Source organism: Pseudomonas sp. yb_5 (genome assembly GCF_043103865.1).
Taxonomy (GTDB): Bacteria; Pseudomonadota; Gammaproteobacteria; order Pseudomonadales; family Pseudomonadaceae; genus Aquipseudomonas; species Aquipseudomonas putida_Y.
This window is the reverse complement of sequence record NZ_JBICKE010000146.1, coordinates 20,290-45,103: the sequence shown is the minus strand read 5'-3', so window position 1 is coordinate 45,103 and position 24,814 is coordinate 20,290. Positions and strand designations below refer to the sequence as shown.

Here is a 24,814-nt window from a genome sequence, read left to right as displayed (position 1 = left end):
CATAATCTGGATTTGTTTCCGACTATAACGCGGGGCCAGGCGGCTGCAAACGCAGACCGGGCATTCAGTCCCTGAATGCCCCGTCACGTTCTCTCAGTCAGACTTCGGCGCTGGCTGCTCGTAGCGTGCATTGAACGCCTGGATAAACCCGTTGCGCAGGATCTGCAAGAACGCCTCGAAGGCACTGATATCCTGTTGGCGCACACTGCCGCTGAGTTCCACCCGGGTGGCGAACTGGTTTTTCGGCTGGTTTTTCAGCACCGTCTCGGTCGCCCCCACCAGGGCCTCCCACACCGAGCGGAAGAAGCCCTTGTCCTTTTCCTCGACGTCCTGTTGCCAGTCGAACACGTCGACATCGCGCAGCAACGGTTTTATATAGCCGTTCAGCCGGCCGTTTTCTGCCTGGGCCTCGATGACCACGTCACCGTGCCCGGCATTGAAGTCGAATTTGCCGTAGGCGCTGGCAAAGTCATTCAGTTTGCGCAGCTCGATGCCGGTGGCGCGAAGCCTGAATTCGAAGTCATCGAAATCACTGAACGGGTCGAAGGTGGCACGGCTTTCTACCTTCGCATCACCCGCGATGAGCGCCGTACCTTCGAAACTGGCATCGCGACGGCCTTTCTGGTCGCGCACATTGGTCAAGTTGTGGATGCTGGCATTCAACCGGGTGGCCTTGAGGTCGACCGGTGGTTTGGAATTGAAGTTACGGAACGTCAGCACGCCGTTGTCGATACGCACTTCGTTGAGGGTGATGGGCAGGAGTTTTTCCAGCTGTTGGCGCCAGTCGGTACCTTGGCCGGTCTGCGATGCCTGTTTGCTACCACCGTCGACAAAATTCAGCTCGGGGCGCACGAAGGTCACCTCGGCCACCACTGCCTTGTCGTACCACAACGAGCGCCAGCTCACCGAAAGGTCGATCAGTGGGGCGTCGAGAAGCGGTACTGGCACCTTGCCGGTGGTCTTGACGACCTTCAGCCCATTGATCTGATACGCACCGCGCCACCAGGCCAGGTCCACATCGGCCACCTGGCCGCGGTAGTCACCCATGTCGGCCAGCTTGTCGTTGAGGTAGTTGCGCACCAGGTAGGGCAGGGCCAGGTGCAGCGCCACCAGCAGCACGGTCAGGCTGGCCAGGCCGACCAGCGGCCAGCGATAGCGGGCTTTCATGAGGCGGTCTCCAAGGCGGGATGTGCGGTTGACCGCAACGTGCCCAGCTGAGTTCGAACAGGCTTTACGGGCCACTGCCGCAGGCTTACCCTTGAGGCATTTCCCTGCTTTTTCATGCCAAGGACCCCTGCCATGAGCCGTATCTTTGCAGACAATGCCCACTCCATCGGTAACACGCCGCTGGTGCAGATCAACCGCATCGCCCCACGCGGCGTGACCATCCTCGCCAAGATCGAAGGGCGCAACCCGGGGTATTCGGTCAAATGCCGCATTGGCGCGAACATGGTCTGGGACGCCGAGAGCAGCGGCAAGCTCAAACCGGGCATGACCATCGTCGAGCCCACCTCGGGCAACACCGGTATCGGCCTGGCCTTCGTCGCCGCCGCCCGCGGCTACAAACTGATACTGACCATGCCCGCCTCGATGAGCCTGGAGCGCCGCAAGGTGCTGAAGGCACTGGGCGCCGAGCTGGTGCTGACCGATCCGGCCAAGGGCATGAAGGGCGCCATCGAGAAGGCCAACGAAATCGTCGCCTCCGCGCCGGACCAGTACTTCCTGCCGGGCCAGTTCGAAAACCCGGCCAACCCCGCCATTCATGAAAAAACCACCGGCCCGGAGATCTGGAGCGACACTGACGGCGCCATCGACGTGCTGGTGGCGGGCGTGGGCACTGGCGGCACCATCACCGGCGTGTCGCGTTACATCAAGCATACCCAAGGCAAGGCCATCCTTTCGGTGGCAGTGGAACCCGTGGCATCGCCACTGATCAGCCAGACCCTGGCCGGCGAAGAGCTCAAGCCAAGCCCGCACAAAATCCAGGGTATCGGCGCCGGCTTCGTGCCGAAAAACCTCGACCTTTCGATCGTCGACCAAGTGGAGACGGTGACCGACGAAGCGGCCAAGGCCATGGCTATTCGCCTGATGCAGGAAGAGGGCATCCTTTGTGGTATTTCCTGCGGTGCGGCAATGGCGGCGGCGGTGCGCCTGGCCGAGAAACCGGAAATGCAGGGTAAGACCATCGTCGTAATCCTGCCCGATTCGGGCGAGCGATATTTGTCGAGCATGCTGTTCAGCGACATGTTCAGCGAGCAGGAAAACCAACAGTAACCGGCCTTGCCGCTGACCCGGCGCAACAATCGGCGGCCGGGTTTATTGCAGAATCTTCATGAATGCGATCCCGCCCGGGTTGTTTTTACCGCGGCGGGATCGGTTTATGATGGCAGGATGATTTTCTGGAGAGCAGGCAGCGCAGCCCTGGCTCTTCCCCAAGGAGTGAAAGCATGACCTTTTCCTTTGCAGCCAAGGCGGGTGTCTTGCTGGTGTTTTTCGGCAGCGTGCTGTTCGTGCACCTGCGCGGCAAGGCCCGCCTGCCGGTGTTGCGCCAGTTCGTCAACCATTCGGCGCTGTTCGCCCCCTACAACGCGTTGATGTACCTGTTTTCCGGCGTGCCGTCCAAGCCCTATCTGGATCGTCAGCGCTTCCCGGAGCTGGACGTGCTGAAGGACAACTGGCAGGAAATCCGCGAAGAGGCCATGCGCCTGTTCGACGAAGGCTATATCCGTGCCGCCGAGAAGGATAACGACGCCGGCTTTGGTTCGTTCTTCAAGAAGGGCTGGAAGCGCTTTTACCTGAAGTGGTACGACAAACCGCTGCCTTCGGCGCAAACCCTGTGCCCGCGCACCGTCGAGCTGGTCAGCAGCATCCCCAATGTCAAGGGCGCAATGTTTGCCCTGCTGCCCGGCGGCAGCCACCTGAACCCGCACCGTGACCCGTTCGCAGGCTCGCTGCGCTACCACCTGGGGTTGTCCACGCCGAACTCCGACGCATGCCGCATCTACGTGGACGGTGAGCAGTACGCCTGGCGTGATGGCGAAGACGTGATGTTCGACGAAACCTACGTGCACTGGGTCAAGAACGAAACCGACGTAACCCGCGTGATCCTGTTCTGCGACATCGAGCGCCCGCTGAGTAGCCCGCTGATGACGCGCATCAACCGTAAGGTCAGTGCCTTCCTCGGCCGCGCCACCGCGCCGCAGAACACTGACGAAGAGCGCGTGGGCGGGATCAACCAGGCGTACGCCTGGAGCAAGCGCTTCAGCAACAGGATCAGCAGCCATGTGAAGCAGTTCAAGCGCGCCAACCCCAAGGCTTACCGCGTGCTACGGCCGGTACTGGCGGTGGTGGTGGCGTATCTGCTGTATCGCTGGTTGTTCTGATTTTTTGTAGTCTGTTCGGGCCTCTTCGCGGGGCCAAGCCCGCTTCCACAAGTGCATCACCCTCCTTGAAGGATGAGCAGAACCTGTGAAAGCAGGCTTGTGCCGCGAAGAATCACTCGCTATATTCCAGAACATTCACTTCTTCAAAGACCGCTGTCATGCCTGCCATTCCTTCCACCACACGCTTTGCCATCGCGCCAGTCGCGGGCATGGTCGTGCGTGGTAGCCAGCAGCCGGTCATGATCTGTCACTCCCCACCACCTGTCAGTGGCGTCGTAGGCGGCGTAGCTCCGCCTCATTGCGTGGTTGTGCTGGGCTGATCGGCTTCGTGCCGCAACCCTTCGCACGCGCAACCTACTGAACACGGTCGGCCACTTCTTACGTCGAAGCGCACGCCGTCCGTTTGGCTTATCTGCCTACTATCAGGTGGCAATTCATGTCTGTCTTTACCAAAGCGTCCGTGGCCTCGGCGGCCACTACCTGCCTGTTCGTCCTGCTGTGGAGCAGCGGGGCGATCGTCTCCAAACTTGGCCTGGCGCATGCCAGCCCGTTCGCCTTTCTGCTGTTGCGCTCGGCGCTGGCACTGGCTGGCCTGTTGCTGATCGGCCCGTTGCTAGGGTTGCGCTGGCCGCGTACTCGCGGGAGCATTCTGCGCGCCCTGGGTACCGGGTGTGTGCTGCTCGGTGCCTATCAGATCTTCTATCTGTTGGCGCTTGATACCCATGTCACCCCTGGTGTCATGGCCACGGTGATGGGCGTCCAACCGATCCTCACCGTGGTGCTGATGGAACGCCAGCGTTCCTGGAGCCGTTTGTTCGGCCTGGGTTTGGGGTTGGGCGGCTTGATCATGGTGGTCTACCAGGGCATCAACCTGGGCGGGGTATCGCTGGCGGGGATGCTGTTCGCCCTGCTGGCGCTGGTCAGCATGACCTTTGGCTCGATCCTGCAGAAGCGCATTACCGACAACCCCATGGGCACACTGCCGCTGCAGTACCTGGCCGGCTTTGCCATGTGCGCGCTGTTCGCACCTTTGCAACCGCTCCATGTCGAGTGGACCGGCAGCTTCGTCGGTGCGCTGCTGTGGATGGGCCTGGTGGTCTCGCTGCTGGCAACCTTGCTGCTGTACCGGCTGATCGCCAAGGGCAACCTGGTCAATGTCACCAGCCTGTTCTACCTGGTGCCGGCAGTGACTGCAGTGATGGACTTGCTGATCTTCGGTAATCGCCTGGCGCCGCTAAGCTTGCTGGGCATGGGGCTGATCGTTGTTGGGCTGCTGTTCGTGTTTCGCAAGCCCGCGGCGCGCCTGGCGGAAGCGTAGGCCCTAGCGGAATTCTTCGGGGATGGCGTGGCGCAACACGCCTTCCTCGAAGTCCAGCAGGCCGGCTTCGCGCTGGGTGAGCAGGTAGTAGAGCAGGGTGTCGAGCGAGCGTTGCGGCGGGACCTCGACAGCCAACATCTTCACTGCTTGCTCGGTTTCACAGGCACAGCCGAAATCCAGCAATGCCGCGCGCACCTGGTCGAGGGTTTCCGGTGGTTTGACGACCACCCGGAACACCGAGCTGCCGCTGCTGTGGCGCAGTTCTGCGAACCAGGTTTCGCCTTCTTCTTCACGGGTGTCGATCACATCGCCTGGGGCGATGCCGTAGACATGGAAGGGTATGTTGTCGATGGCATAGCCGCCTTCCACGGCCTTGGCCCACAGGCCCTCGACCGAGGCCGGTGGGTAGCCGTTCTCGTCCTGTTCCAGGCGGAACAGGACCTTCTTGTACGCGCTGTTCATGCAGTACCCCGCTTCAGCGGCGCGCTGGGCGCAGCACCAGCCACAAGGCCAGGCCAATCAGCAGGCCGCCGTAAAGATGCGCCATCGACAACGGCTCGTTCAGCAGCCATGCCCCCCACAATACACCGAACACCGGGATCAGGAAGGTCACGGTGCTGGCTTTGACCGGTCCGATCTCGGCCAGCAGGCGGAAGTACAGGATGTAGGCAAAGGCGGTGCATAGCAGCCCCAGCCCCAGCAACGACAACCACACCTCCCAGCCCCCCCAGCTGGCGGGCGGTTGGGTGAGTGCGCTCCAGCCGAACAGCGGGGTCAGCATCAGCGTGGCGCCGAGCATGCTGCCCAGCGCGGAAAGACGGCTGTCCAGGCCGCTGACCCAGCGGCGGGCGAGGAACCCGGCAAAGCCGTAGCAGGTGGTGGCCGCCAGGCAGGCGAGGGCGCCTTGCAGCAGGGCCATGTCTAGCGCCACCGGGCCGGCACCGCTGAGAATGCCGACGCCGAACAGGCCAAGGAAGATGCCGCAGAGTTTGGCCAGGGTCATTGGCTCGCGGAAGAACAGTACGCCGACCAGCACGCCCATCAACGGGGTGGTGGCGTTGAAGATCGCCGAATAGCCGGCAGGCAGCACCTGGGCCGCCACCGAGTAGAAGGTGGCGGGGATGCCGGAGTTGATCATGCCCAGCACCAGGCACGCGCCGAGCTTGCCCTGGAAGTCCCAGCGCACGCGGGCGGCGGCGAGTAGCACGATCAGGCCCAGACAGGCGATGGAGACCCGGAAGAACGCGGTCGGCACCGTGCCCAGTTCGGGAGCGATGATGCGCATGAACAGGAAACTCGCTCCCCAGACGGCGGCAAGGGTCAGCAGGCGGGCTAGGGCGATGGGGCTCACAACGGTCTCCGAAGGCAAGGCAGGGGCGCGAGTGTACGCCAGGGGGCGGGGGGATTCTTGTGCTTTCTTGCTGTGTAATTCCTCTCGGGCTGCCGGCGTTGGACAACGCTGCTGTAACTACGCCAGCTCGGGCCTTCAATGGCAGTAACCCATGCACCCAAGGGCGGCTAAGCTCTGTACTCAATCCCTGCTCCGAGGCCCCACGCATGTCCCAGCCCTGGCCCGCTGTCGAAATCGCCCGGATGATCCTCGCCGGCTTCGACGACTACCGCGATCATTTCCAGCGCATCACTCTCGGAGCCCGCAAGCGCTTCGAGCAGGCGCGCTGGCAGGATATCCAGCAGGCCGCCGCCGCCCGCATCAATCTCTATGAAGAGAAAGTCGCTGAAGTCAACGGCTGGCTGCGCCAGGCCTTTGCCACGGAGGTGCTGCTGGACGTGGAGCAGTGGCCGCTGGTGAAAAACGCCTATATCCACCTGATTGACCCCCGCCTGGACGACGAGCTGGCAGAGACCTGGTACAACTCGCTGTTCTGCAGCCTGTTCAGCCATGACCAGATCAGCGACGGCTGCATGTTCATCCACACCACCCGGCCTTCCATGCGCGGCCGTGAGCGCGCCGCGCAAACACGTACCTATCGGCTTGACGGCAGTCTCAGGAACTTGCTGCGTGCGGTGTTCGCCGATTACCCGTTCGACATGCCGTATGGCGACCTGGAAGGCGACCTGACGCGGCTGGAAGAACAATTGCGTGAATGCCTGCCCGACTGGGTGTGCAAGGACCCGGCGCTGGCCTTGGAGCTGTTTGTACCCGTGCTTTACCGCAACAAGGGGGCCTATCTGGTTGGCCGCCTGTACAACAGCGATGAGCAGTGGCCGTTGGTGATTCCCTTGCTGCACCGCGAAGGCCACGGCATCGAGGCCGATGCATTGATCACCGACGAGGCCGAGGTGTCGATCATCTTTTCGTTCACCCGCTCTTACTTCATGGCCGATGTACCGGTGCCGGCCGAGTTCGTCAATTTCCTCAAGCGCATCCTCCCAGGCAAGCACATTGCCGAGCTATACACCTCGATCGGGTTCTACAAGCAGGGCAAGTCGGAGTTCTACCGCGCGCTGATCAACCACCTGGCCAGCAGTGATGACCGCTTTGTCATGGCGCCAGGGGTACGGGGCATGGTCATGAGTGTATTCACCTTGCCTGGCTTCAATACGGTGTTCAAGATCATCAAGGACCGCTTTTCGCCATCGAAAACCGTGGACCGCGCCACGGTGATCGACAAGTACCGGCTGGTGAAAAGCGTCGACCGGGTGGGCCGTATGGCCGACACCCAGGAGTTTGCCGATTTTCGCTTTCCGCGCAGCAAGTTCGAGCCGGATTGCCTGGCCGAGTTGCTGGAGGTGGCACCGTCGACGGTGGCGCTGGAGGGCGATACGGTGCTGATCCGCCACTGTTGGACCGAGCGGCGCATGACGCCGTTGAACCTGTACCTGGAGCAGGCCACCGAGGGCCAGGTGCTGGAGGCACTGGAGGACTACGGCCTGGCCATCAAGCAACTGGCGGCGGCGAATATCTTCCCCGGCGACATGCTGCTGAAGAACTTTGGCGTGACCCGCCATGGCCGGGTCGTGTTCTACGACTATGACGAAATCAGCTTCCTGACCGAGGTGAATTTCCGCCACATCCCGCCACCGCGTTACCCGGAGGACGAAATGTCGGGCGAGCCGTGGTACTCGATCGGGCCGCATGATGTGTTCCCCGAAGAGTTTCCGCCGTTTCTGTTTGCCGATATGGGCCAGCGGCGGTTGTTCAGCCGCTTGCATGGGGAACTGTATGACGCGGATTACTGGAAGGGGCTGCAGGCGGCGATACGTGAAGGGAAAGTGATCGATGTGTTTCCGTATCGGCGCAAGGCCCGGTGAATCAGGTCGAACAGGGCTGTCAGCCCTTCAAACACTTCATATCGCTCAAATGGGTGCGCACCTTGCCCAACCGTTCCTGCAGGAACCGCCGCTGCTGCGGAGTGCTTTGCTGCACCAGGTCAACCAGCAGGCTGCGCGCCTGGCGCTCGGTATTCCGATACGCCGCCCGGTACTCGGGTGTCCACAAACTTTCCTTGCGCTGCAACAAGGTCGCCAGGCGCGGCTCGAAGCTGGAGTCGTTGCGCTGGTTCATCGCCAACAGCAATTGCTGCTGCCAGTGGGCGCGGTTGGCGATCCATTCACGGTTCTGGTCACCCAGCGCTTGAGACCAGGTCTGGATGCGTTGCTTCTGTACCGCAGTCAACTCGCCAAACCAGGGTGCCAGGCGTTTTTCCATGCGCTCGCTACGGCGGGCAATCTGCTTCGGCAAGGGCGTATCCACATACTGCTTCTGCCGCTCACTGATGTCTTCGCGGAAAGCTTCACGCATTTTTGCTACCTGGTCGTCGCTCATGCCACGCAGCAGTTCGGTGGCCGAAGGGGTGATTTCCTCGGTCACCCGACCAATCGCTTCACGCACGTCGTGGGTGGTTTGCTGGAGGGCCTGGTCGGTTAGCTGGCCGGCGACGACCAGGCCACGTAGCCGGTCGAGCCAGTCGAGGTAGCCGGGCAGTTGAGTCTTGCAATGCCAGGCCAGGTGCTCGCGCAACCGATCATCCAGCAGCGCCCTCTGCTCGCGGTTCATGTCCAGGTAGTCACTCAGCGACCACGGCACCAGGCGGTCGAGGTTGCGATAGGCCAGGTCGATGCGGCTGCAGGCGGCCAAGGCCAAGGCCAAGCCGATGGCGATAAGCAGGGCTTTGGGCAGGCGTAGCGGCATGTGCTGTTCCTTCCTCAGGCTGGCCAGAAGGTAGATGCAAGTGCGGGCTGGCGGTTCCACTGCATGAGTGGTCGGGCCATGTGGTGGCTTCAGGTGTAGAATAGTCGCCTTGTCTTGAGGATCATCGGAAATGGCTCTGCTTGGGCGTTACAACAGTTTGCAAATCGTGAAACACGTGGACTTCGGTCTGTACCTGGACGGCGGCGCCGATGGCGAGATCCTGCTGCCCGGGCGCTATATCCCGAAAAACGCCGAGACCGAGGTCGATGACTGGTTGAACGTGTTCATCTACCTGGACAGCGAAGACCAGCTGATCGCCACCACCGAGAAGCCCAAGGTGCAGGTTGGCGAGTTTGCCAGCCTGAAGGTCAAGGACATCAACGGTGCCGGTATCTTCCTGGACTGGGGCCTGTCCAAGGACTTGCTGATGCCGTACTCGGAAGAGGCACGGCCGCTGAAGATCGGTGATTACTGCGTGGTGCACGTGTACCTCGACAAGCGCACCCGCCGGATCACTGCCACCTCGCGCCTGGACCGCTACCTCGATGTCACCCCGGCCGACTACAAGGTTGGCCAGCCGGTCGAGCTGCTGGTGGCCGGCGAAACGCCGATGGGCTTCAAGGCCATCATCAACAACCGCCACTGGGGCCTGATCCACAAGAACGAAGTGTTCAAGTTCTTGCGCTCGGGCATGCACGAGAAAGGCTTCATCAAGGAAGTGCGGCAGGACGGCAAGATTTCACTGAGCCTGCAGCCGGTAGGCGCTGCCCTGGCGGACACCCTTCAAGAGCAGATCATGGCGCGCCTGGAAGCCGAGGGCGGGGTGTTGGGTGTGTGCGACAAGAGTGACCCTGCGCTGATCAGCAAGCTGTTCAACGTCAGCAAGGGCAACTTCAAGAAGGCCATTGGCGGGTTGTTCAAGCAGGGCCTGATCGTCATCCATGACGATCGTATCGAGAAAGCCTGACCGCGTTACGCCTGTACGAAGTTACGGAAGTCCAACTGCTCGCCACCCGGACGGGTGTCGCGCAGCAGCGAGTCACGGTCGGCGCTGAGGGCCAGGCTGATGGTGGAGCGGCGCTTGCCAGGCTTGCGCACTTCCATCTGCTCCAGGTGGGCCTTGAGGAAATTGGTGGGCACCTTCAGGTGCTGCAGCTCATCGCTTTCCGGCGTGTGCAGCAGCAGGTTGACCCAGTCGGCCTGGCCTTTGCCCAGCAGTGCCACTGGCACTTCGAACCACCACAGGTTGCGTTTGTTGTCCAGGATGGCGAACAGCGTATTGCTGCTGGTCAGCACCGGGCGGGCCAGTGCTTCGTTGCGCCGGGCGATGGCGGCGGGTTTGTCGAGTTTCATGCAGGTTCCTGCGGGTTGACGCTATGAAGGCCTGCATTGTGAGGGGTGGCACGGGGCGGGGCAAGGTTTGTAACTTGCGGTGCCTGTGCGGGCCTCTTCACCGGCTTGTGCGGTATTCCCCCGCAGTCTTACCGTCCGGCTTCTGAGCGGGAGATCCGTTGAAACTCCTGGCGAAGGCGTTGGGTCCACCTAATGTCGACACGGTTCACGTGTCTCCATTTGCAGGAGTTTTGCCATGAGCGGTACTAAAGACAAAGCGAAAGGCTTGGCCAACGAAGCGATCGGCAACGTGAAACAGGGTGTTGGCAAGGTGACCGACAACGACAAGCTGCGGGCCGAAGGCAAGGCGCAGGAGCTCAAAGGCGAGGCGCAACAGGTCAAGGGCAATGTGAAGGATGCGGTGAAGAAGCCTTGACTTGAGGCGGCCTGTGCCGGCCTCTTCCGGGTGATACGCGAAGAGGCCGGGACTATATGTAAGCAAAGCCTTCAACCATGGCCGGGAGCAGCACAGCACGGGCAGGGTCTATTAGACTTGTCTGTTGTAACGATCAAGCGGCGAAAGGAGACGCTATGATTTTCCCCGACCTGCGCGGCTTGCCCCTGCACCGCGTGCTGGTACGTACCGTCAAGGAATTCCTCGACGACGAGATGTCCACCTATGCCTCAGCGCTGGCCTACCAGGCGCTGTTCTCGCTGTTCCCCTTCCTGTTGTTCCTGATTGCCCTGATCGGTTTCCTGCATTTGCCGGACTTTTTCTCCTGGCTGCGTCTGCAATCGGAACTGGTATTGCCGCCTCAGGCGCTGGAGCAGGTGAATCCGGTGATCGACCAGTTGCAACAATCCAAGGGTGGGCTGCTGTCGGTGGGTATCGTGATCGCCCTGTGGACCGCCTCCGCTGGCGTGCGCCTGATGATGAGCGCCATGAACGCCGCTTACGATGTGCCCGAAGGTCGCCCGGTGTGGAAGCGTATCCCGCTTTCCATTTTCTACACCGTGGGCCTGGCTGGCATGCTGCTGGCGGCCGCAGCACTGATGGTGCTGGGCCCCCAGGTGATGGAATGGATCGCCGCCCAGATCGGCATGCAGGAGTTCATCGTCACACTGTGGACCATCCTGCGCTGGCCGGTGATCATCATTCTGCTGATGGTGGCAGTGGCCCTGATCTATTACGTGATGCCTGACGTGAAACAACAGTTTCGCTTCATCACCCCGGGCTCTGTGCTGGCGGTGGTGGTGTGGATCGTGGCCTCGCTGGGCTTTGCCTACTACGTGAAGACCTTTGCCGACTACAACGCCATGTACGGCAGCATTGGTGCAATCATCGTGCTGTTGCTGTATTTCTATATTTCGGCTGCCGTGTTGTTGCTCGGCGCCGAAATGAATGCGGTGATCGAGCACATGTCAGCCGAAGGCAAGAATCCGGGCGAGAAAGACTTCGACGAAGATAAGCCCAAGGAAACCTTGACTGTACTGGGTCACGAGCACCCGAACCCGAGCAAGCCTCATAGCGTCGAGCCGAACCCCTGATGATCCGTGACATTCTCAAGATGGGCGACGAACGCCTGCTGCGCATCGCTCCGCCAGTGCCCGAGCACATGCTTGGCAGTGCCGAACTGCAGCAACTGATCGACGACATGTTCGAAACCATGCGTCACGTAGGCGGTGTGGGCCTGGCCGCCCCGCAGGTCGGCATCGACCTGCAGTTGGTGATCTTCGGTTTCGAGCGCAGTGAGCGATACCCCGAGGCCGAGGCGGTGCCGCAGACCATTCTGCTGAATCCGGTCATCACTCCGACCTCCACCGAGGTCGAGGACGGCTGGGAGGGTTGCCTGTCGGTGCCTGGCCTGCGCGGCGTGGTGCCGCGCTTCAAGCACATCGGCTATCAAGGCATCGACCCCCACGGCAACCCGATCAACCGCTTTGCCGATGGCTTCCATGCGCGGGTGGTGCAGCATGAGTGCGACCACCTGATCGGCCGGCTGTACCCCTCGCGCATCCAGGACTTTGCCAGGTTCGGCTACACCGAGGTGCTGTTCCCTGGGCTCGAGGTCAGCGACGACTGACCTCGCTGCAGGGCTACCAGGCGTTTGCTGCGCTGATAGCGTAGCAGGCGGCTGGCCAGGGCTTCTGGCAGCTGTTGGGCCAGGTCGAAGCCCAGGCGCTGGTAGAAGGGCGTCAGCTCGGGATGACAGAACAGCCAGACAGGCCCGCCAACTTGCGCCAGCGCTGCCTCGACCAACCGCGCGGCCACCCCTTGGCTGCGTCGCTGCGGGTCGACGAACAGGCCGGTCAGCCAGAACCCCTCACTCACCGCACTCAAGCTCAGCCCGGCGATGATGCCAGGGGCCCGTGCTACCCACAGTTCGGCGTCGCTTGCAGCGCGCATGCGTGAGCTGTGCTGGCGGTAGAAGTGGTCCAGCAAACGGCGTTCTGTGTCCGATAGCTTCGAACAGGACAATTGGTCAGAAATGGTGAGTCCTACCCTGAAACGTGGCCAGGGGCTCTGGCCTGATGATTTGCGGCCACTTTGTCGCAGATTGTTGCAAAACCGGCAAGGGTGAATATCCGACTCCGGGGTTCAACTATTGCTGGCCGGGAGTAGAATTTTGTTCATCCCCCCTGGCAGTACGAAGCGGGATCGGTACTTCGTGCCATCTAGACCATAGATGACAACTTCTCCGCGCCGGATACGGCAATAGAAGTCAATCGATCAGCTTGAACGCTCAAAAGGCAAAACCACATGAAACCATTACTGATTCTTGCATTGGTCGGTATGTCCTCGTTCGCCCTCGCCGATGAGGCCAAACCCGTCTCCAGCGAGCCTGTGGCTCAGCAGTACGACTACTCGATGAACCTGGACATCAAGCGGGTGATCAACCTGTCGACCATACCCAACGTCTGCGAAGTGGTACCTGCGACCATGACCTATGAAGACCACCAGGGCCAGGTGCACACCATTCAGTACCGGGCCATGGGTGAAGGTTGCCAGCAGGGTTGACTGGTTGTGCCCGCCGCAGGCGCTGAAAACGCCGTGGCGGGCACTTGCTGGCCTTGATGCGACCTCCCAGGTGCACCGCCAATACAGATAATTTCTCCGCCTGTCGAATCCTCCGTTTCCCGTTCGACCATAGCTGAAGGCACGCGTCACACCGTGCCGCACCCCCTATGATCTGTCGGAGGCCCCCCCGATGAGCACCGCAGCCGAATCCGAAATCCGCCAATTGATCGAGCGCTGGATGCAAGCCGTGCGCGATCGCGACATCCCGGGCATCATCGCCCCCTACGCCGACGATATCGTCGCCTTCGATGCCATCCAGGCCCTGCAATTCAAAGGCAAGTCCGCCTACACGGCGCACTGGGAAATGTGCATGGGCATGTGCACTGGCCCCATGGTCTTCGAACTTGCCGAACTTACCGTGCACGCCGCTGGCGATCTGGCCCTGGCCCATTGGCTGAACCGCTGCGGCCCAGGCGACGACGAAAGCCAGTGCGGCTTCATGCGCGCCACGGTGAGCTATCGTCGTCAAGGCGGCCAGTGGCAGGTAATCCACGAACACTGGTCGGCGCCTTTCGACATGGAAACGCAAAAAGCCCTGTTCGATCTCAAGCCCTGAGCCGTTATCGCCAAACGCACTTTGCCAATGCCCTGGAGGCGACCATGAAATACCTGTGCCTGGTCTATTGTGACGAGGGGCTGTTGCACAGCCTGCCCGACAGCCCGGCAGACGCCGAGTGCCTGGCTTACGCCGAAGCCATTCACGGTTCCGGGCGAATGCTCGCGGCCGAGGCGCTGAAGTCGGTGCAGACTGCCACCACGGTGCGCATGCGTAACGGGCACATGAGCCTGACCGACGGCCCGTTTGCCGAAACCAAGGAGCAACTGGCCGGCTTTTACCTGGTGGAGGCCCGCGACCTCAACGAAGCGCTGAATATCGCCAAGGGCATCCCTGCCGCGCGGGTCGGCAGTGTCGAGGTGCGACCAGTGCGCGAGCTGCAACCCTGACAGCCAAGGAGAACCATCAGCATGAGCCTTGCACCCATTGCGCAAGCGCAATACGAGTTGTCCATCAGCCGTCTGATCGACGCACCACCGGCCAAGGTATTCCGCGCCTGGACCGAACCCCAGTGGCTGATGCAGTGGTGGGGGCCGCACGGCATGACCACCCCGGAATGTGAAATGCAGCTGTGGGCCGGTGGCCTGTTTCGTACCCTGATGCGGGCGCCGGATGGCAGCGAGTACCCGAACCAAGGCGTTTTTCTGGAAATTGCAGCGCCACGCCGGCTGGTGTTCACCGATGCCTTCGGCCCCGGTTGGGTACCGTCGGACAAGGCCTTCATGACCGCCGTGATCAGCTTTGACGAGGAACAGGGCAAAACCCGTTACACCGCCCGTGCCTGGCACTGGAATGCCACTGACTGCCAGGCTCATGAAGAAATGGGCTTCTACCAAGGCTGGGGAGAAAGCCTGGACCGCCTGGTGGAGGTGGTGACCCAGCGGATGCCCGACTGATGACCGCATTGGCCCTGGTGCGCACCGAAGTCGAGTCCGTGTACCGGCAGGAGTCGCGGCGGATCCTGGCGACACTGATCCGCTTGCTGGGTGATTTCGACCTGGCCGAGGAGGCCATGCATGATGCCTTCTTCATTGCCGTCGAGCGCTGGCAACGCGACGGTATCCCCGTCAACCCGCGAGCGTGGCTGGTCTCTGTGGGGCGCTTCAAGGCCATTGATGCGCTGCGCCGGCGCGCCCGCTTCGACCGCTCCCAGGCTGACTTGAGCATGCTGCTGGAGGGTCAGGCGCAGGACCCCAGTGAAGAAGAGCTGCTGGCGGATGACCGCCTGCGGCTGATCTTCACCTGTTGCCATCCGGCCCTGTCGTCCGACGCTCAGGTGCCATTGACCCTTCGCGAAGTCTGCGACCTGACCACCGAGCAGATTGCCCGGGCCTTTCTGCAAAGCCCGGCCACCATTGCCCAGCGTATCGTGCGCGCCAAGGCCAAGATCCGTGATGCCGGCATACCGTACCAGGTACCAGAGCTGAATGAGCTGCCCGAGCGCCTGGAAAGCGTGTTGCGGGTGATCTACCTGGTGTTCAACGAGGGTTATTCGGCGTCATCGGGCGAGACACTGCTGCAGCAGGCGCTCAGTGATGAAGCCATTCGCCTGGCGCGGTTGCTGGTGCAGTTGCTGCCCGACCCGGAGGCGGTCGGCCTGTTGGCGTTGATGTTGCTGCAGGCGTCCCGGCAGCGGGCGCGTATCGATGGCCAAGGCAATCTGGTGGTTCTGGAGCAGCAGGACCGTAGCTTGTGGGACCGGCAGTTCATTGCCGAGGGCTGTGAGCTGGTGCGCCAGGCCCTGCAGAGCCGTGCGTTCGGGGCCTATACCGTCCAGGCGGCGATTGCTGCTGTGCATGCCGAAGCGGCGACGGCTGAAGAGACGGACTGGGGGGAGATCGTTGGGCTGTATGATGTGTTGCAGCGGTATTGGCCATCAGCGGTGGTGGAGCTGAACCGGGCGGTGGCGCTGGCGAAGCGGGATGGGCCGGAGGTTGGCTTGCGGGAAGTCGAAGGGATCCTGGCGCGGGGGGAGTTGCTGGACTATCACCTGGCACATGCGGCGCGGGCCGAGCTGCATTGCCAGCTGGGGCAGGTGGAAGCGGCGCGTGCGGCCTGGCAGAAGGCGCTGGCCTTGACACGGCAGGCGCCAGAACGGCGGCATATCGAGCGGCGCTTGCAGGCTATCGAGTGATGTGGGGGGCGCCGGCCTCTTCGCGGGCAAGCCCGCTTCCGCAGGATTCCCGCTAAATCAACGAATTAGCGGGTTACCCAGGAGAGCAGCCTCGACGAAGAGGCTGGCTGCATCACACGTCAGCTAGCCACAAAATTCGGCGGTGACACCAGCTCGACGGTCTGCTGCTTGCGCGGCGCCAGGATCTCGGCTTCACCCGCGACCACCAGCTCATCGTTCTGGTTGTACACATTGGTGGCGATGCGCACCTTGAACTTGGGCAGCTTCTCGAGGATTTCCAGGCGCACGGTCAGGGTGTCGCCAATTTTCACCGGCTTCTGGAAGCTCATTTGCTGGCCCAGGTAGATGGTGCCAGGGCCCGGCAGGGTGCAGGCCACTGCAGCACTGATCAGCGCGCCGCTGAACATGCCATGGGCAATACGCTCGCGGAACATGCTCTTGGCGGCGAACTCGGCATCCAGGTGAACCGGGTTGTGGTCACCGGACATCGCAGCGAACAGCTGGATGTCGCGTTCTTCTACGGACTTCTTGTACTCGGCCTTCTGGCCGACTTCGAGGGCTTCGTAAGGCGTGTTGGTGACCTGGGACATCGATGCTTCCTTAAGCGTTGGGCGAGGGCGACTATCATTCACTGCGCGCAGGGCGGCCAAGGGCCAGCGCCTGTTCAAGCCAGCCGAGAATGTCGGCGATGACCTCGCCACGGTTGGTTTCGTTGAGTACTTCATGCCGCGCATCAGGATAGACGCGCAGCTGTACATGTCGATTGCCGGTCGCGCGCAGGGCGTCGGCCAGATGGGTGAGACGCTTGCCGGCACTGACCGGATCACATTCACCGCCGATCACCAGCATCGGCAGGTTGGGATCGATCTGCGCGAGGTTACCCGGCTGGCTGATCTGCGCCAAGCCTTGCAGCAGGTCGAGCCACAACTGGTTGGTGCAGCGAAAGCCGCATAACGGGTCATTCACGTACTGATCGACCTCGCCCGGGTCGCGGCTGAGCCAGTCGAATGCCGTGCGGTTGGGCTTGAAGGCGTTGTTGAACGAACCGAAGGACAACCATTCGATCAGTGCACTCTTGCCCAGTGGCCCCTGGCGCCAGGACTCCAGCCGGGCAATCAGCCGCGCAACGCGGTACAGCACGGCCGGTTGGTAGTTGGAGCCGCTGAGGATCGCCCCGTGCAGGCTGCCACTGTGATGCAGCAGGTAGGCCTGGGCGATGTAGCTGCCCATGCTGTGGCCGAACAGGAACAGCGGCGTGCACGGGAACTGCTGGCCGATGTGCTGGGCCACGCATCCCAGGTCGTTGACCACGGCATTCCAGCCATGATGGCGGGCGAACAGGCCGAGGTTGCCCAGTTCGGCAGTGCGCCCGTGGCCACGCTGATCGGCAGCGAACAGAGCAAAGCCGGCCTCGCTCAGGGCCTGGCCCAGGCGCTGGTAGCGCCCGGCATGCTCGGCCATGCCATGGGCCAGCAGCACCACGGCCTTTACCGGTGTGGCCGGCAGCCATTGGTATACGTACAGGCTGCAGTGCTCACTGGCGGGCAGCCAGAAGGCGTCGTGGTGCATGGCGGGTCCTTGTGCGCGCGGTTACCCGAACAGTGTATGCACAACCGGCCGGATTGCAGGAGGGGCACAAATAAGATTCACAATGTTAATGGCGGGACTTGGCGTATATGCCACCTTGGGTTTACCTGCTAACGTCGAATCAACGCCTTTTCGCCAGCAGGCGGTCAGGCAAAGGACTAAAGGACGCAGTGCAGGTCCAGGCAGAGGAACAATAATAAATGCAAGCCGACTTCTGGAATGACAAGCGCCCGGCGGGCGTGCCTTCCACCATCGACATCAATGCCTACGCCTCGGTCGTCGAGGTGTTCGAACGCTCCTGCAAGCGCTTTGCGGACCGCCCGGCGTTCAGCAACCTGGGCGTGACCCTCAGCTACGCGGAACTGGAGCGCCATTCGGCAGCCTTCGCTGCCTGGTTGCAGCAGCACACCGACCTCAAGCCGGGTGAGCGCATCGCCGTGCAGATGCCCAACGTGCTGCAGTACCCCATCGCCGTTTTCGGTGCCATGCGCGCCGGACTGATCGTGGTCAACACCAATCCGCTGTACACCGAGCGCGAGATGCGCCACCAGTTCAAGGACAGCGGCGCGCGTGCGCTGGTGTACCTTAACATGTTCGGCAAGCGCGTGCAGGAGGTGCTGCCCGATACCGGTATCGAGTACCTGATCGAGGCAAAGATGGGCGACCTGCTGCCGACCGCCAAGGGCTGGCTGGTCAACACCGTGGTCGACAAGTTGAAGAAGATGGTGCCGGCCTACCAGTTGCCTCAAGCGGTGCCGTTCAAGCAGGTGCTGCGCGAGGGCCGCGGGCTGTCGCCCAAACCGGTGTCGCTGAACCTCGATGACATCGCTGTGCTGCAGTACACCGGCGGCACCACTGGCCTGGCCAAGGGCGCCATGCTCACCCACGGCAACCTGGTGGCCAACATGCTGCAGGTGCTGGCCTGCTTTTCGCAGCACGGCCCCGATGGGCAGAAGCTGCTGAAGGACGGCCAGGAGGTGATGATCGCGCCGCTGCCGCTTTACCACATCTATGCATTCACCGCGAATTGCATGTGCATGATGGTGACCGGCAACCATAATGTGCTGATTACCAACCCGCGGGATATTCCCGGCTTCATCAAGGAGCTGGGCAAATGGCGTTTCTCTGGCTTGCTGGGCCTCAATACCCTGTTTGTCGCACTGATGGACCACCCGGGCTTCCGTCAGTTGGACTTCTCGGCGCTGAAGGTCACCAATTCTGGTGGCACAGCGCTGGTCAAGGCCACCGCCGAGCGCTGGGAAAACCTTACCGGGTGCCGCATCGTTGAAGGCTACGGCCTGACAGAAACCTCGCCTGTAGCCAGCACCAACCCATACGGCCAGCTGGCGCGTCTGGGGACGGTGGGCATCCCTGTGGCGGGTACTGCGTTCAAGGTCATCGATGATGACGGCAACGAACTGCCGCTGGGCGAGCGGGGCGAGCTTTGCATCAAAGGCCCGCAGGTCATGAAGGGGTACTGGCAGCAGCCCGAGGCAACGGCCCAGGCACTGGATGCAGAAGGCTGGTTCAAGACCGGTGATATCGCGGTGATCGACCCGGACGGCTTCACCCGCATCGTCGACCGCAAGAAGGATATGATCATCGTCTCGGGCTTCAATGTGTACCCCAACGAAATCGAGGATGTGGTGATGGGGCATCCCAAGGTCGCCAACTGTGCGGCTATCGGCGTGCCGGACGAGCGTTCAGGCGAGGCGGTCAAGCTGTTCGTGGTGCCGCGCGAGGGCGGGGTGAGCGTTGATGAGCTGAAGGCCTACTGCAAGGCCAACTTCACCGGCTACAAAGTACCCAAGCACATCGTGCTGCGCGAATCGTTGCCGATGACGCCGGTGGGCAAGATATTGCGGCGGGAGTTGCGCGATATAGCTTGATACGGGGATGGCGTCTTCGCGGGTAACCCGCTCCTACACCGCCCAATGTAGGAGCGGGTTACCCGCGAATGCCTTAAACCGCTCTAACAGGCTGTATACAGCCTTATCTGCGACATTTTGGATAATTACTCTAAAAATGACCTGTATTGTTCATTGAGTCATTTTTGTGACCGTAAGGCCTGTTTTGGCCTCTAGGCGACCCCGGACAAAGCTGTTACTCTCGGCCCGCTTCCAGATGATGCGGTTTGCAACGAACCGTCATCTCATATCAATAATAAGCGCATCGACGCGTGAATCGAACTTCGCTGTTGCTGAAGGAGTGGGCTTCCATGATCGAAAATTTTTGGAAGGATAAGTACCCAGCCGGGATTACGGCGGAAATCAATCCTGACGAATTCCCCAATATCCAGGCGGTACTCAAGCAATCCTGCCAACGCTTTGCCGACAAACCGGCCTTTAGCAACCTGGGCAAGACTATCACTTATGGCGAGTTGTATGCGTTGTCGGGGGCGTTTGCCGCCTGGCTGCAGCAGCATACCGACCTCAAGCCGGGTGACCGCATTGCCGTGCAATTGCCCAATGTCCTGCAATACCCGGTCGCGGTCTTCGGTGCCATGCGTGCCGGGCTGATCGTGGTCAACACCAACCCGCTGTACACCGCGCGGGAGATGGAACACCAGTTCAACGACTCCGGTGCCAAGGCCCTGGTGTGCCTGGCCAACATGGCTCACCTGGCCGAGAAAGTGCTGCCAAAAACCCAGGTCAGGCACGTTATCGTCACCGAAGTGGCCGACCTGCTGCCGCCACTCAAGCGCTTGTTGATCAACAGCGTGATCAAGTACGTGAAGAAGATGGTGCCGGCCTACAGCCTGCCGCAGGCCGTGCGTTTCAATGACGCCCTGGCGTTGGGCAAGGGCCAGCCAGTGACCGAAGCCAACCCGCAGGCCAACGACGTGGCGGTGCTGCAATACACCGGCGGTACCACCGGCGTGGCCAAGGGCGCCATGCTGACCCACCGCAACCTGGTGGCCAACATGCTGCAGTGCCGGGCACTGATGGGCTCCAACCTGCACGAAGGCTGCGAAATCCTCATCACCCCGCTGCCGCTGTACCACATCTATGCGTTTACCTTCCATTGCATGGCGATGATGCTGATCGGCAACCACAACGTGCTGATCAGCAACCCGCGAGACCTGCCGGCGATGGTCAAGGAACTGGGCAAGTGGAAGTTCAGCGGCTTTGTCGGCCTCAACACCCTTTTCGTTGCCCTGTGCAACAACGAGGCATTCCGTGCCCTGGATTTCTCGGCGCTGAAGATCACGCTGTCGGGTGGCATGGCCCTGCAGCTGAGTGTGGCCGAGCGCTGGAAGGCCGTTACCGGTTGCGCCATCTGCGAAGGCTACGGCATGACCGAAACCAGCCCGGTGGCGGCGGTGAACCCGTCGGAAGCGAACCAGGTGGGTACTATCGGTATTCCGGTGCCGTCGACCCTGTGCAAGATCATCGACGACGCCGGCAAAGAGCTGCCGCTTGGCGAGGTGGGCGAACTGTGCGTCAAGGGCCCGCAGGTGATGAAGGGCTACTGGCAGCGTGAAGACGCCACGGCCGAGATTCTCGACAGCGAAGGCTGGCTGAAGACCGGTGACATCGCCCTGATACAGGCCGATGGCTACATGCGTATCGTCGACCGCAAGAAAGACATGATTCTGGTCTCGGGCTTCAATGTGTACCCCAACGAGCTGGAAGATGTGTTGGCGGCCTTGCCGGGCGTGCTGCAGTGCGCAGCCATTGGTGTGCCGGACGAGAAGTCGGGTGAAGTGATCAAGGTCTTCATCGTGGTCAAGCCGGGCATGACCGTGACCAAGGAGCAGGTGATGGAGCACATGCGTGCCAACGTCACCGGTTACAAGGTACCGCGCCACATCGAGTTCCGCGATTCGCTGCCAACCACCAACGTGGGCAAGATCCTGCGCCGCGAACTGCGTGATGAAGAGCTCAAGAAGCAAGGCTTGAAGAAAATCGCCTGACCATAAGCCTGCACGCTCAGTGTGGCAGCGGCCTCGTGTCGCGAAAGGGCCGCGAAGCGGCCCTGGGATTTTGGCGGCGATGCGACAATGGTTGGGGGCGCTATGCGCCCCTTTCGCGACACAAGGCCCCACAATAAGATGCGGCGCCGTCTTCAGACATTGTGAGCCCCTGTAGGCGCGGGTTTACCCGCGAATACGGTAGTGGCGACAACGGTGAACGGCGGGTGGAGATCGGTCAGCAGGGCCGGCCCTTTCGCGGGTAAACCCGCTCCTACATCCGCGCAACTCAGCGCAGCTTCTCGAGCATCTGGTAATACCACATCCCCGCCGCCAGCAGCGGGTTCCCCAGCAAGTCCCCCATCGGTACCCGCACATGCTTGCACTGGGCGAAGGTGTCGAACTTCTCCAGCGTTCCGGTCAACGCTTCGGCCATGATCTCACCCATGATGTGGCTGGTGGCGATGCCGTGCCCTGAGTAACCCTGGCAGTACCACACGTTGTCCGACAGCTTGCCCAACTGCGGAATGCGGTTGACCACGATGCCCATGGCGCAGCTCCACTGGAATTCGATCGGCACCCCCTTCAATGCCGGGAAGGTGCGTTCGATGCAGGGGCGCAATTCGCCTTCGATGTCGCGTGAATCCTTGCCGGAGTAGTTGGCGCCGCCGCCGAACAGCAGGCGTTTGTCGGCTGTCAGGCGATAGTAGTCGAGGACGAAGCGGCAGTCGTACACCGCCAGGTCCTGTGGGTTGATCTGCTCGGCCAGCTCACCCAGGGGCGCGGTGGTGACGATACCGCCCATGGCCGGGAAGATCTTGCTCTTGAGCTGGCGCTTTTCCAGCTTGTGATACACATCACCGGCCAACATCACCTGGCGTGCTTCCACCCGGCCGTGGGCGGTAACCACCGCCGGGCGCGGGCCGTGGACGATGTCCAGCACTTCCGAATTTTCGAATATCAGTGCACCCAGGCCATGCGCGGCACGGGCTTCGCCCAGGCACAGGTTGAGTGGGTGCAGGTGCAGGTTGCGCAGGTTCTTCAGCGCGCCCAGATAAAGCGGGCTTTGCAGATGCTCCGCCACTGCAGAGCGGTCGAGCAGTTGCACCTGCTCGCCCATGCCACGGCGTCGTGCTTCGGCCTCGAACGCACGCAGCTCGTTCATGTGCGAAGGCTTCATGGCTGCATGCAGGTGGCCACGCTTGAGGTCGCAATCGATGCCATAGCGCGCCACGCGCTGCTCGATCACCTGGTGCCCGCGCCAGCGCAAGTGCCAGATGAAATCGTCGACTTCGGCGCCCAGGTGGTTGCGCATCTGCGCGCGCATGGCCTCGTCGCCCGACAGGCTGCCGGTGACCTGGCCACCGTTGCGCCCGCTGGCGCCCCAGCCGATGCGGTTGGTTTCGACGATGGCGACCTTCAGGCCGCGCTCGGCCAGTTCCACCGCCGTGGCCACGCCCGTAAAGCCACCGCCGATGATCGCCACATCCACCTGCACTGTGCCCTTGAGTTGCGGGTACTCGCTGTGGTCGTTGAGGGTAGCGCTGTAATAGGACGGCGCGCGCTGCGCCGGGCCGTTGTTCAATGCTGCGTTCATGGGTGTTCCTTGTTATGTGGGGGCTCAGGCCTGGTGCAGGTACCAGCGCCAGTCCTGTTCGCTGACTTCGGCCATGAACTGGCGGTACTCGGCGCGCTTGACCTTCAGGTACACGCCAAGGAAGTCTTCGCCCAATGCTTCGCGGGCCCAATCGGAATGTTGCAGGGCGTCGAGGGCGGTCAGCCAGTCGGTGGGCAAGTGTTCGGTGGCCTGGGCATAGCCGTTGCCTTCAACGGGGGCGCCTGGGTCAAGCTGTTCGCGGATGCCCCGGTGGCTGGCAGCAAGGATCGCCGCTGCAGCCAGGTAAGGGTTGGCATCAGCGCCACAGATGCGGTGCTCCACATGCCGGCTGTTGGCCGGGCCACCCGGCACGCGCAGGCTCACGGTGCGGTTGTCCACGCCCCAGGTTGGCGCCAGGGGCGCATAACTGTTGGCCTGGAAACGGCGGTACGAGTTGGCGTTGGGGCAGAACAGCAACAGCGAGTCGCGCAGGTGACGCAGCATGCCGGCCACGGCCTGGCGCAGCAACGGGGTGCCGGCCTTGTCTTCACTGGCGAACAGGTTGTTGCCAGCGCTGTCGGCCAGGCTCAGGTGCATGTGCATGCCGGTGCCGGCCAGTTGGGCGAATGGCTTGGCCATGAAGCAAGCCTGCATGCCGTGAGCATGGGCCACACCTTTTACCAGGCGCTTGTAGCGCACCGCCTGGTCCATCGCCTGCAGCGCATCGCCATGCTCCAGGGTGATTTCTACCTGGCCGGGGGCGTACTCGGAAATGGCCGTGCGCGCCGGGATGCCTTGGGCCTTGCAGGCAGCGTACAGGTCGGCGAGGAACGGTTCGATCTGCTCCAGTTCGCGCAGGCCATAGACCTGGGTGCTGCGGGGGCGACCACCATCGTTGTCCAGCGCCGGTTGTGGGCGGCCTTGGGCATCACGCTGCTGGTCAAGCAGGTAGAACTCCAGCTCGCAGGCCATCACCGGGTGATAACCGTCAGCCTTCAGCGCTTCGATGGTGCGCAGCAGCACATGGCGTGGGTCAGCGATGCTGGCCGGCAGCCCCTCGCTGGGGTGCATGCTCACCTGCACTGCGGCAGTTGGCACCCGGCGCCAGGGCAGGCGCACCAGGCTGCCGTCAAGCGGGTAGGCACGGCAGTCGATATCACCGACGTCCCACACCAGGCCGGAGTTTTCCACGTCGTCGCCATTGAGGGTCAGGCCCAGGATGGTGCTGGGCAGTGGCCGGCCGGTCTGGTACACGGCCAGCAGTTCCTCGCGGTGCAACAGCTTGCCGCGTGGCACGCCGTTGGCGTCGAGGATGAACAGTTCGAACAGCTCGATATCGGGGTTGTCGGCCAGAAAACGGGTAGCCTGCTCTACAGGGGCAAAGTGCATGATCAATTCGCTCATAGACGCGCAGGGCCACCGCGCAAGCAGGCGGCCCGGTTGAGTCAAACGGCCAGAAGGTGGCCGGGTCTGGTCACAATGGCGTGAGCGAGGTGTCCGGTGGGCGCGCGTGACGGCAGTGCCACAAGGCCCAGAAGGCGAGGATGATGTGGACCAGCGGATTTTCCCCGGCACGCCTCCGGGCCTTCGGCAGCGAAGGGCGGGACGACGGTGGGGCGATGGGCTGGGCGGGAGTCATGCCTTTGATACTCACATGCGGCGTAAGGTTGATTAAAGCAGTGAATGGCAACCTTTACATCGCACTTGGCTAAACATTCGTGTTGAAAGCATCACGGTCAAAGTGGGAGCGGCCTTGCGTCGC

General features: G+C 62.0%; 26 protein-coding genes. 15 read left to right on the top strand and 11 right to left on the bottom strand.

Annotated elements, in window-relative coordinates; all coding sequences use genetic code 11:
* Positions 1–93: 93 nt before the first annotated feature.
* Positions 94–1,167 carry a DUF748 domain-containing protein gene (locus tag ACF8GF_RS25600; RefSeq protein WP_392487639.1) on the bottom strand — a complete coding sequence of 358 codons (1,074 nt, stop codon included), beginning with the start codon at positions 1,165–1,167 and terminating at the stop codon, positions 94–96.
* Between the two features lie 132 nt (positions 1,168–1,299).
* Between ACF8GF_RS25600 and cysK the strand changes: the two genes are divergently transcribed.
* Entirely contained in the window at positions 1,300–2,274 is a 975-nt protein-coding gene (cysK, locus tag ACF8GF_RS25595) for a cysteine synthase A (RefSeq protein ID WP_176685595.1), read from the top strand.
* 173 nt (positions 2,275–2,447) lie between these two features.
* Positions 2,448–3,383 carry an aspartyl/asparaginyl beta-hydroxylase domain-containing protein gene (locus tag ACF8GF_RS25590; RefSeq protein WP_176685594.1) on the top strand — a complete coding sequence of 312 codons (936 nt, stop codon included), beginning with the start codon at positions 2,448–2,450 and terminating at the stop codon, positions 3,381–3,383.
* 112 nt (positions 3,384–3,495) lie between these two features.
* On the opposite strand, the gene ACF8GF_RS25585 is transcribed toward ACF8GF_RS25590, so the two are convergent.
* On the bottom strand, positions 3,496–3,624 hold the full coding sequence (locus tag ACF8GF_RS25585) for a hypothetical protein (RefSeq protein ID WP_256122406.1): 129 nt from the start codon (positions 3,622–3,624) through the stop codon (positions 3,496–3,498).
* Positions 3,625–3,819: 195 nt separating this feature from the next.
* Here ACF8GF_RS25585 and ACF8GF_RS25580 point away from each other — a divergent pair, with 195 nt between their 5' ends.
* Entirely contained in the window at positions 3,820–4,701 is an 882-nt protein-coding gene (locus ACF8GF_RS25580) for a DMT family transporter (RefSeq protein ID WP_392462481.1), read from the top strand.
* Positions 4,702–4,704: 3 nt separating this feature from the next.
* On the opposite strand, the gene ACF8GF_RS25575 is transcribed toward ACF8GF_RS25580, so the two are convergent.
* The gene (locus ACF8GF_RS25575; RefSeq protein WP_176685592.1) at positions 4,705–5,163 is read right to left on the bottom strand and encodes a DUF4265 domain-containing protein; all 459 of its coding nucleotides are present in this window, start codon (positions 5,161–5,163) and stop codon (positions 4,705–4,707) included.
* Between the two features lie 13 nt (positions 5,164–5,176).
* Positions 5,177–6,052: a DMT family transporter gene (locus tag ACF8GF_RS25570; RefSeq protein ID WP_176685591.1), complete on the bottom strand. Its 876-nt coding sequence runs from the start codon at positions 6,050–6,052 to the stop codon at positions 5,177–5,179.
* Positions 6,053–6,258: 206 nt separating this feature from the next.
* Between ACF8GF_RS25570 and aceK the strand changes: the two genes are divergently transcribed.
* Complete coding sequence (gene aceK, locus ACF8GF_RS25565) at positions 6,259–7,974, top strand: bifunctional isocitrate dehydrogenase kinase/phosphatase (protein WP_176685590.1); 1,716 nt, start codon at positions 6,259–6,261, stop codon at positions 7,972–7,974.
* 19 nt (positions 7,975–7,993) lie between these two features.
* Here the strand turns inward: aceK and ACF8GF_RS25560 are convergent, their stop codons facing one another.
* The gene (locus tag ACF8GF_RS25560; protein ID WP_392462479.1) at positions 7,994–8,854 is read right to left on the bottom strand and encodes a DUF6279 family lipoprotein; all 861 of its coding nucleotides are present in this window, start codon (positions 8,852–8,854) and stop codon (positions 7,994–7,996) included.
* A gap of 130 nt (positions 8,855–8,984) precedes the next feature.
* Here ACF8GF_RS25560 and ACF8GF_RS25555 point away from each other — a divergent pair, with 130 nt between their 5' ends.
* Entirely contained in the window at positions 8,985–9,821 is an 837-nt protein-coding gene (locus tag ACF8GF_RS25555) for a S1 RNA-binding domain-containing protein (RefSeq protein WP_010955234.1), read from the top strand.
* 5 nt (positions 9,822–9,826) lie between these two features.
* On the opposite strand, the gene ACF8GF_RS25550 is transcribed toward ACF8GF_RS25555, so the two are convergent.
* Positions 9,827–10,207: a hypothetical protein gene (locus ACF8GF_RS25550; RefSeq protein WP_003254641.1), complete on the bottom strand. Its 381-nt coding sequence runs from the start codon at positions 10,205–10,207 to the stop codon at positions 9,827–9,829.
* 235 nt (positions 10,208–10,442) lie between these two features.
* On the opposite strand from ACF8GF_RS25550, the gene ACF8GF_RS25545 reads away from it, so the two are divergent.
* The 3 genes from ACF8GF_RS25545 (at position 10,443) to def (ending at position 12,270) form a co-directional block, all read left to right on the top strand.
* Entirely contained in the window at positions 10,443–10,622 is a 180-nt protein-coding gene (locus ACF8GF_RS25545; protein ID WP_012051514.1) for a CsbD family protein, read from the top strand.
* A 155-nt stretch (positions 10,623–10,777) separates the two neighbouring features.
* Positions 10,778–11,734, top strand: a complete 957-nt coding sequence (locus ACF8GF_RS25540) for a YihY/virulence factor BrkB family protein (RefSeq protein WP_021783396.1) — start codon at positions 10,778–10,780, stop codon at positions 11,732–11,734.
* Complete coding sequence (def, locus tag ACF8GF_RS25535) at positions 11,734–12,270, top strand: peptide deformylase (RefSeq protein ID WP_176685588.1); 537 nt, start codon at positions 11,734–11,736, stop codon at positions 12,268–12,270. Before ACF8GF_RS25540 ends, def begins: the two co-directional genes overlap by 1 nt.
* On the opposite strand, the gene ACF8GF_RS25530 is transcribed toward def, so the two are convergent.
* On the bottom strand, positions 12,225–12,629 hold the full coding sequence (locus ACF8GF_RS25530; RefSeq protein WP_176685587.1) for a GNAT family N-acetyltransferase: 405 nt from the start codon (positions 12,627–12,629) through the stop codon (positions 12,225–12,227). The genes def and ACF8GF_RS25530 overlap by 46 nt on opposite strands.
* A 318-nt stretch (positions 12,630–12,947) precedes the next feature.
* Between ACF8GF_RS25530 and ACF8GF_RS25525 the strand changes: the two genes are divergently transcribed.
* From ACF8GF_RS25525 to ACF8GF_RS25505, 5 genes are all read left to right on the top strand, one after another.
* Entirely contained in the window at positions 12,948–13,205 is a 258-nt protein-coding gene (locus ACF8GF_RS25525; RefSeq protein WP_003254632.1) for a DUF2790 domain-containing protein, read from the top strand.
* Positions 13,206–13,395: 190 nt separating this feature from the next.
* The gene (locus tag ACF8GF_RS25520; protein ID WP_392487638.1) at positions 13,396–13,821 is read left to right on the top strand and encodes a YybH family protein; all 426 of its coding nucleotides are present in this window, start codon (positions 13,396–13,398) and stop codon (positions 13,819–13,821) included.
* 44 nt (positions 13,822–13,865) lie between these two features.
* Positions 13,866–14,210 carry a YciI family protein gene (locus ACF8GF_RS25515; protein ID WP_176685585.1) on the top strand — a complete coding sequence of 115 codons (345 nt, stop codon included), beginning with the start codon at positions 13,866–13,868 and terminating at the stop codon, positions 14,208–14,210.
* A 21-nt stretch (positions 14,211–14,231) separates the two neighbouring features.
* The gene (locus tag ACF8GF_RS25510; RefSeq protein ID WP_176685584.1) at positions 14,232–14,717 is read left to right on the top strand and encodes an SRPBCC family protein; all 486 of its coding nucleotides are present in this window, start codon (positions 14,232–14,234) and stop codon (positions 14,715–14,717) included.
* Positions 14,717–15,955 carry an RNA polymerase sigma factor gene (locus ACF8GF_RS25505; protein WP_392487637.1) on the top strand — a complete coding sequence of 413 codons (1,239 nt, stop codon included), beginning with the start codon at positions 14,717–14,719 and terminating at the stop codon, positions 15,953–15,955. Before ACF8GF_RS25510 ends, ACF8GF_RS25505 begins: the two co-directional genes overlap by 1 nt.
* 119 nt (positions 15,956–16,074) lie before the next feature.
* Here the strand turns inward: ACF8GF_RS25505 and ACF8GF_RS25500 are convergent, their stop codons facing one another.
* Together ACF8GF_RS25500 and ACF8GF_RS25495 are read right to left on the bottom strand one after the other, a co-directional pair.
* Positions 16,075–16,545: a MaoC family dehydratase gene (locus ACF8GF_RS25500; RefSeq protein WP_003254624.1), complete on the bottom strand. Its 471-nt coding sequence runs from the start codon at positions 16,543–16,545 to the stop codon at positions 16,075–16,077.
* Positions 16,546–16,579: 34 nt separating this feature from the next.
* Complete coding sequence (locus ACF8GF_RS25495) at positions 16,580–17,524, bottom strand: alpha/beta hydrolase (protein ID WP_209967513.1); 945 nt, start codon at positions 17,522–17,524, stop codon at positions 16,580–16,582.
* A gap of 218 nt (positions 17,525–17,742) precedes the next feature.
* Here ACF8GF_RS25495 and fadD2 point away from each other — a divergent pair, with 218 nt between their 5' ends.
* Both fadD2 and fadD1 read left to right on the top strand, forming a co-directional pair.
* Positions 17,743–19,431: a long-chain-fatty-acid--CoA ligase FadD2 gene (gene fadD2 / locus ACF8GF_RS25490; protein ID WP_176685581.1), complete on the top strand. Its 1,689-nt coding sequence runs from the start codon at positions 17,743–17,745 to the stop codon at positions 19,429–19,431.
* A 329-nt stretch (positions 19,432–19,760) separates the two neighbouring features.
* Complete coding sequence (gene fadD1 / locus ACF8GF_RS25485) at positions 19,761–21,458, top strand: long-chain-fatty-acid--CoA ligase FadD1 (protein WP_392487636.1); 1,698 nt, start codon at positions 19,761–19,763, stop codon at positions 21,456–21,458.
* 286 nt (positions 21,459–21,744) lie between these two features.
* On the opposite strand, the gene ACF8GF_RS25480 is transcribed toward fadD1, so the two are convergent.
* On the bottom strand, positions 21,745–23,052 hold the full coding sequence (locus tag ACF8GF_RS25480) for an NAD(P)/FAD-dependent oxidoreductase (protein WP_392519797.1): 1,308 nt from the start codon (positions 23,050–23,052) through the stop codon (positions 21,745–21,747).
* A gap of 24 nt (positions 23,053–23,076) precedes the next feature.
* Positions 23,077–24,441 (bottom strand): glutamine synthetase family protein, encoded by a 1,365-nt coding sequence (locus ACF8GF_RS25475; RefSeq protein ID WP_339443854.1) that lies wholly within the window; start codon positions 24,439–24,441, stop codon positions 23,077–23,079.
* Positions 24,442–24,814: the final 373 nt, after the last annotated feature.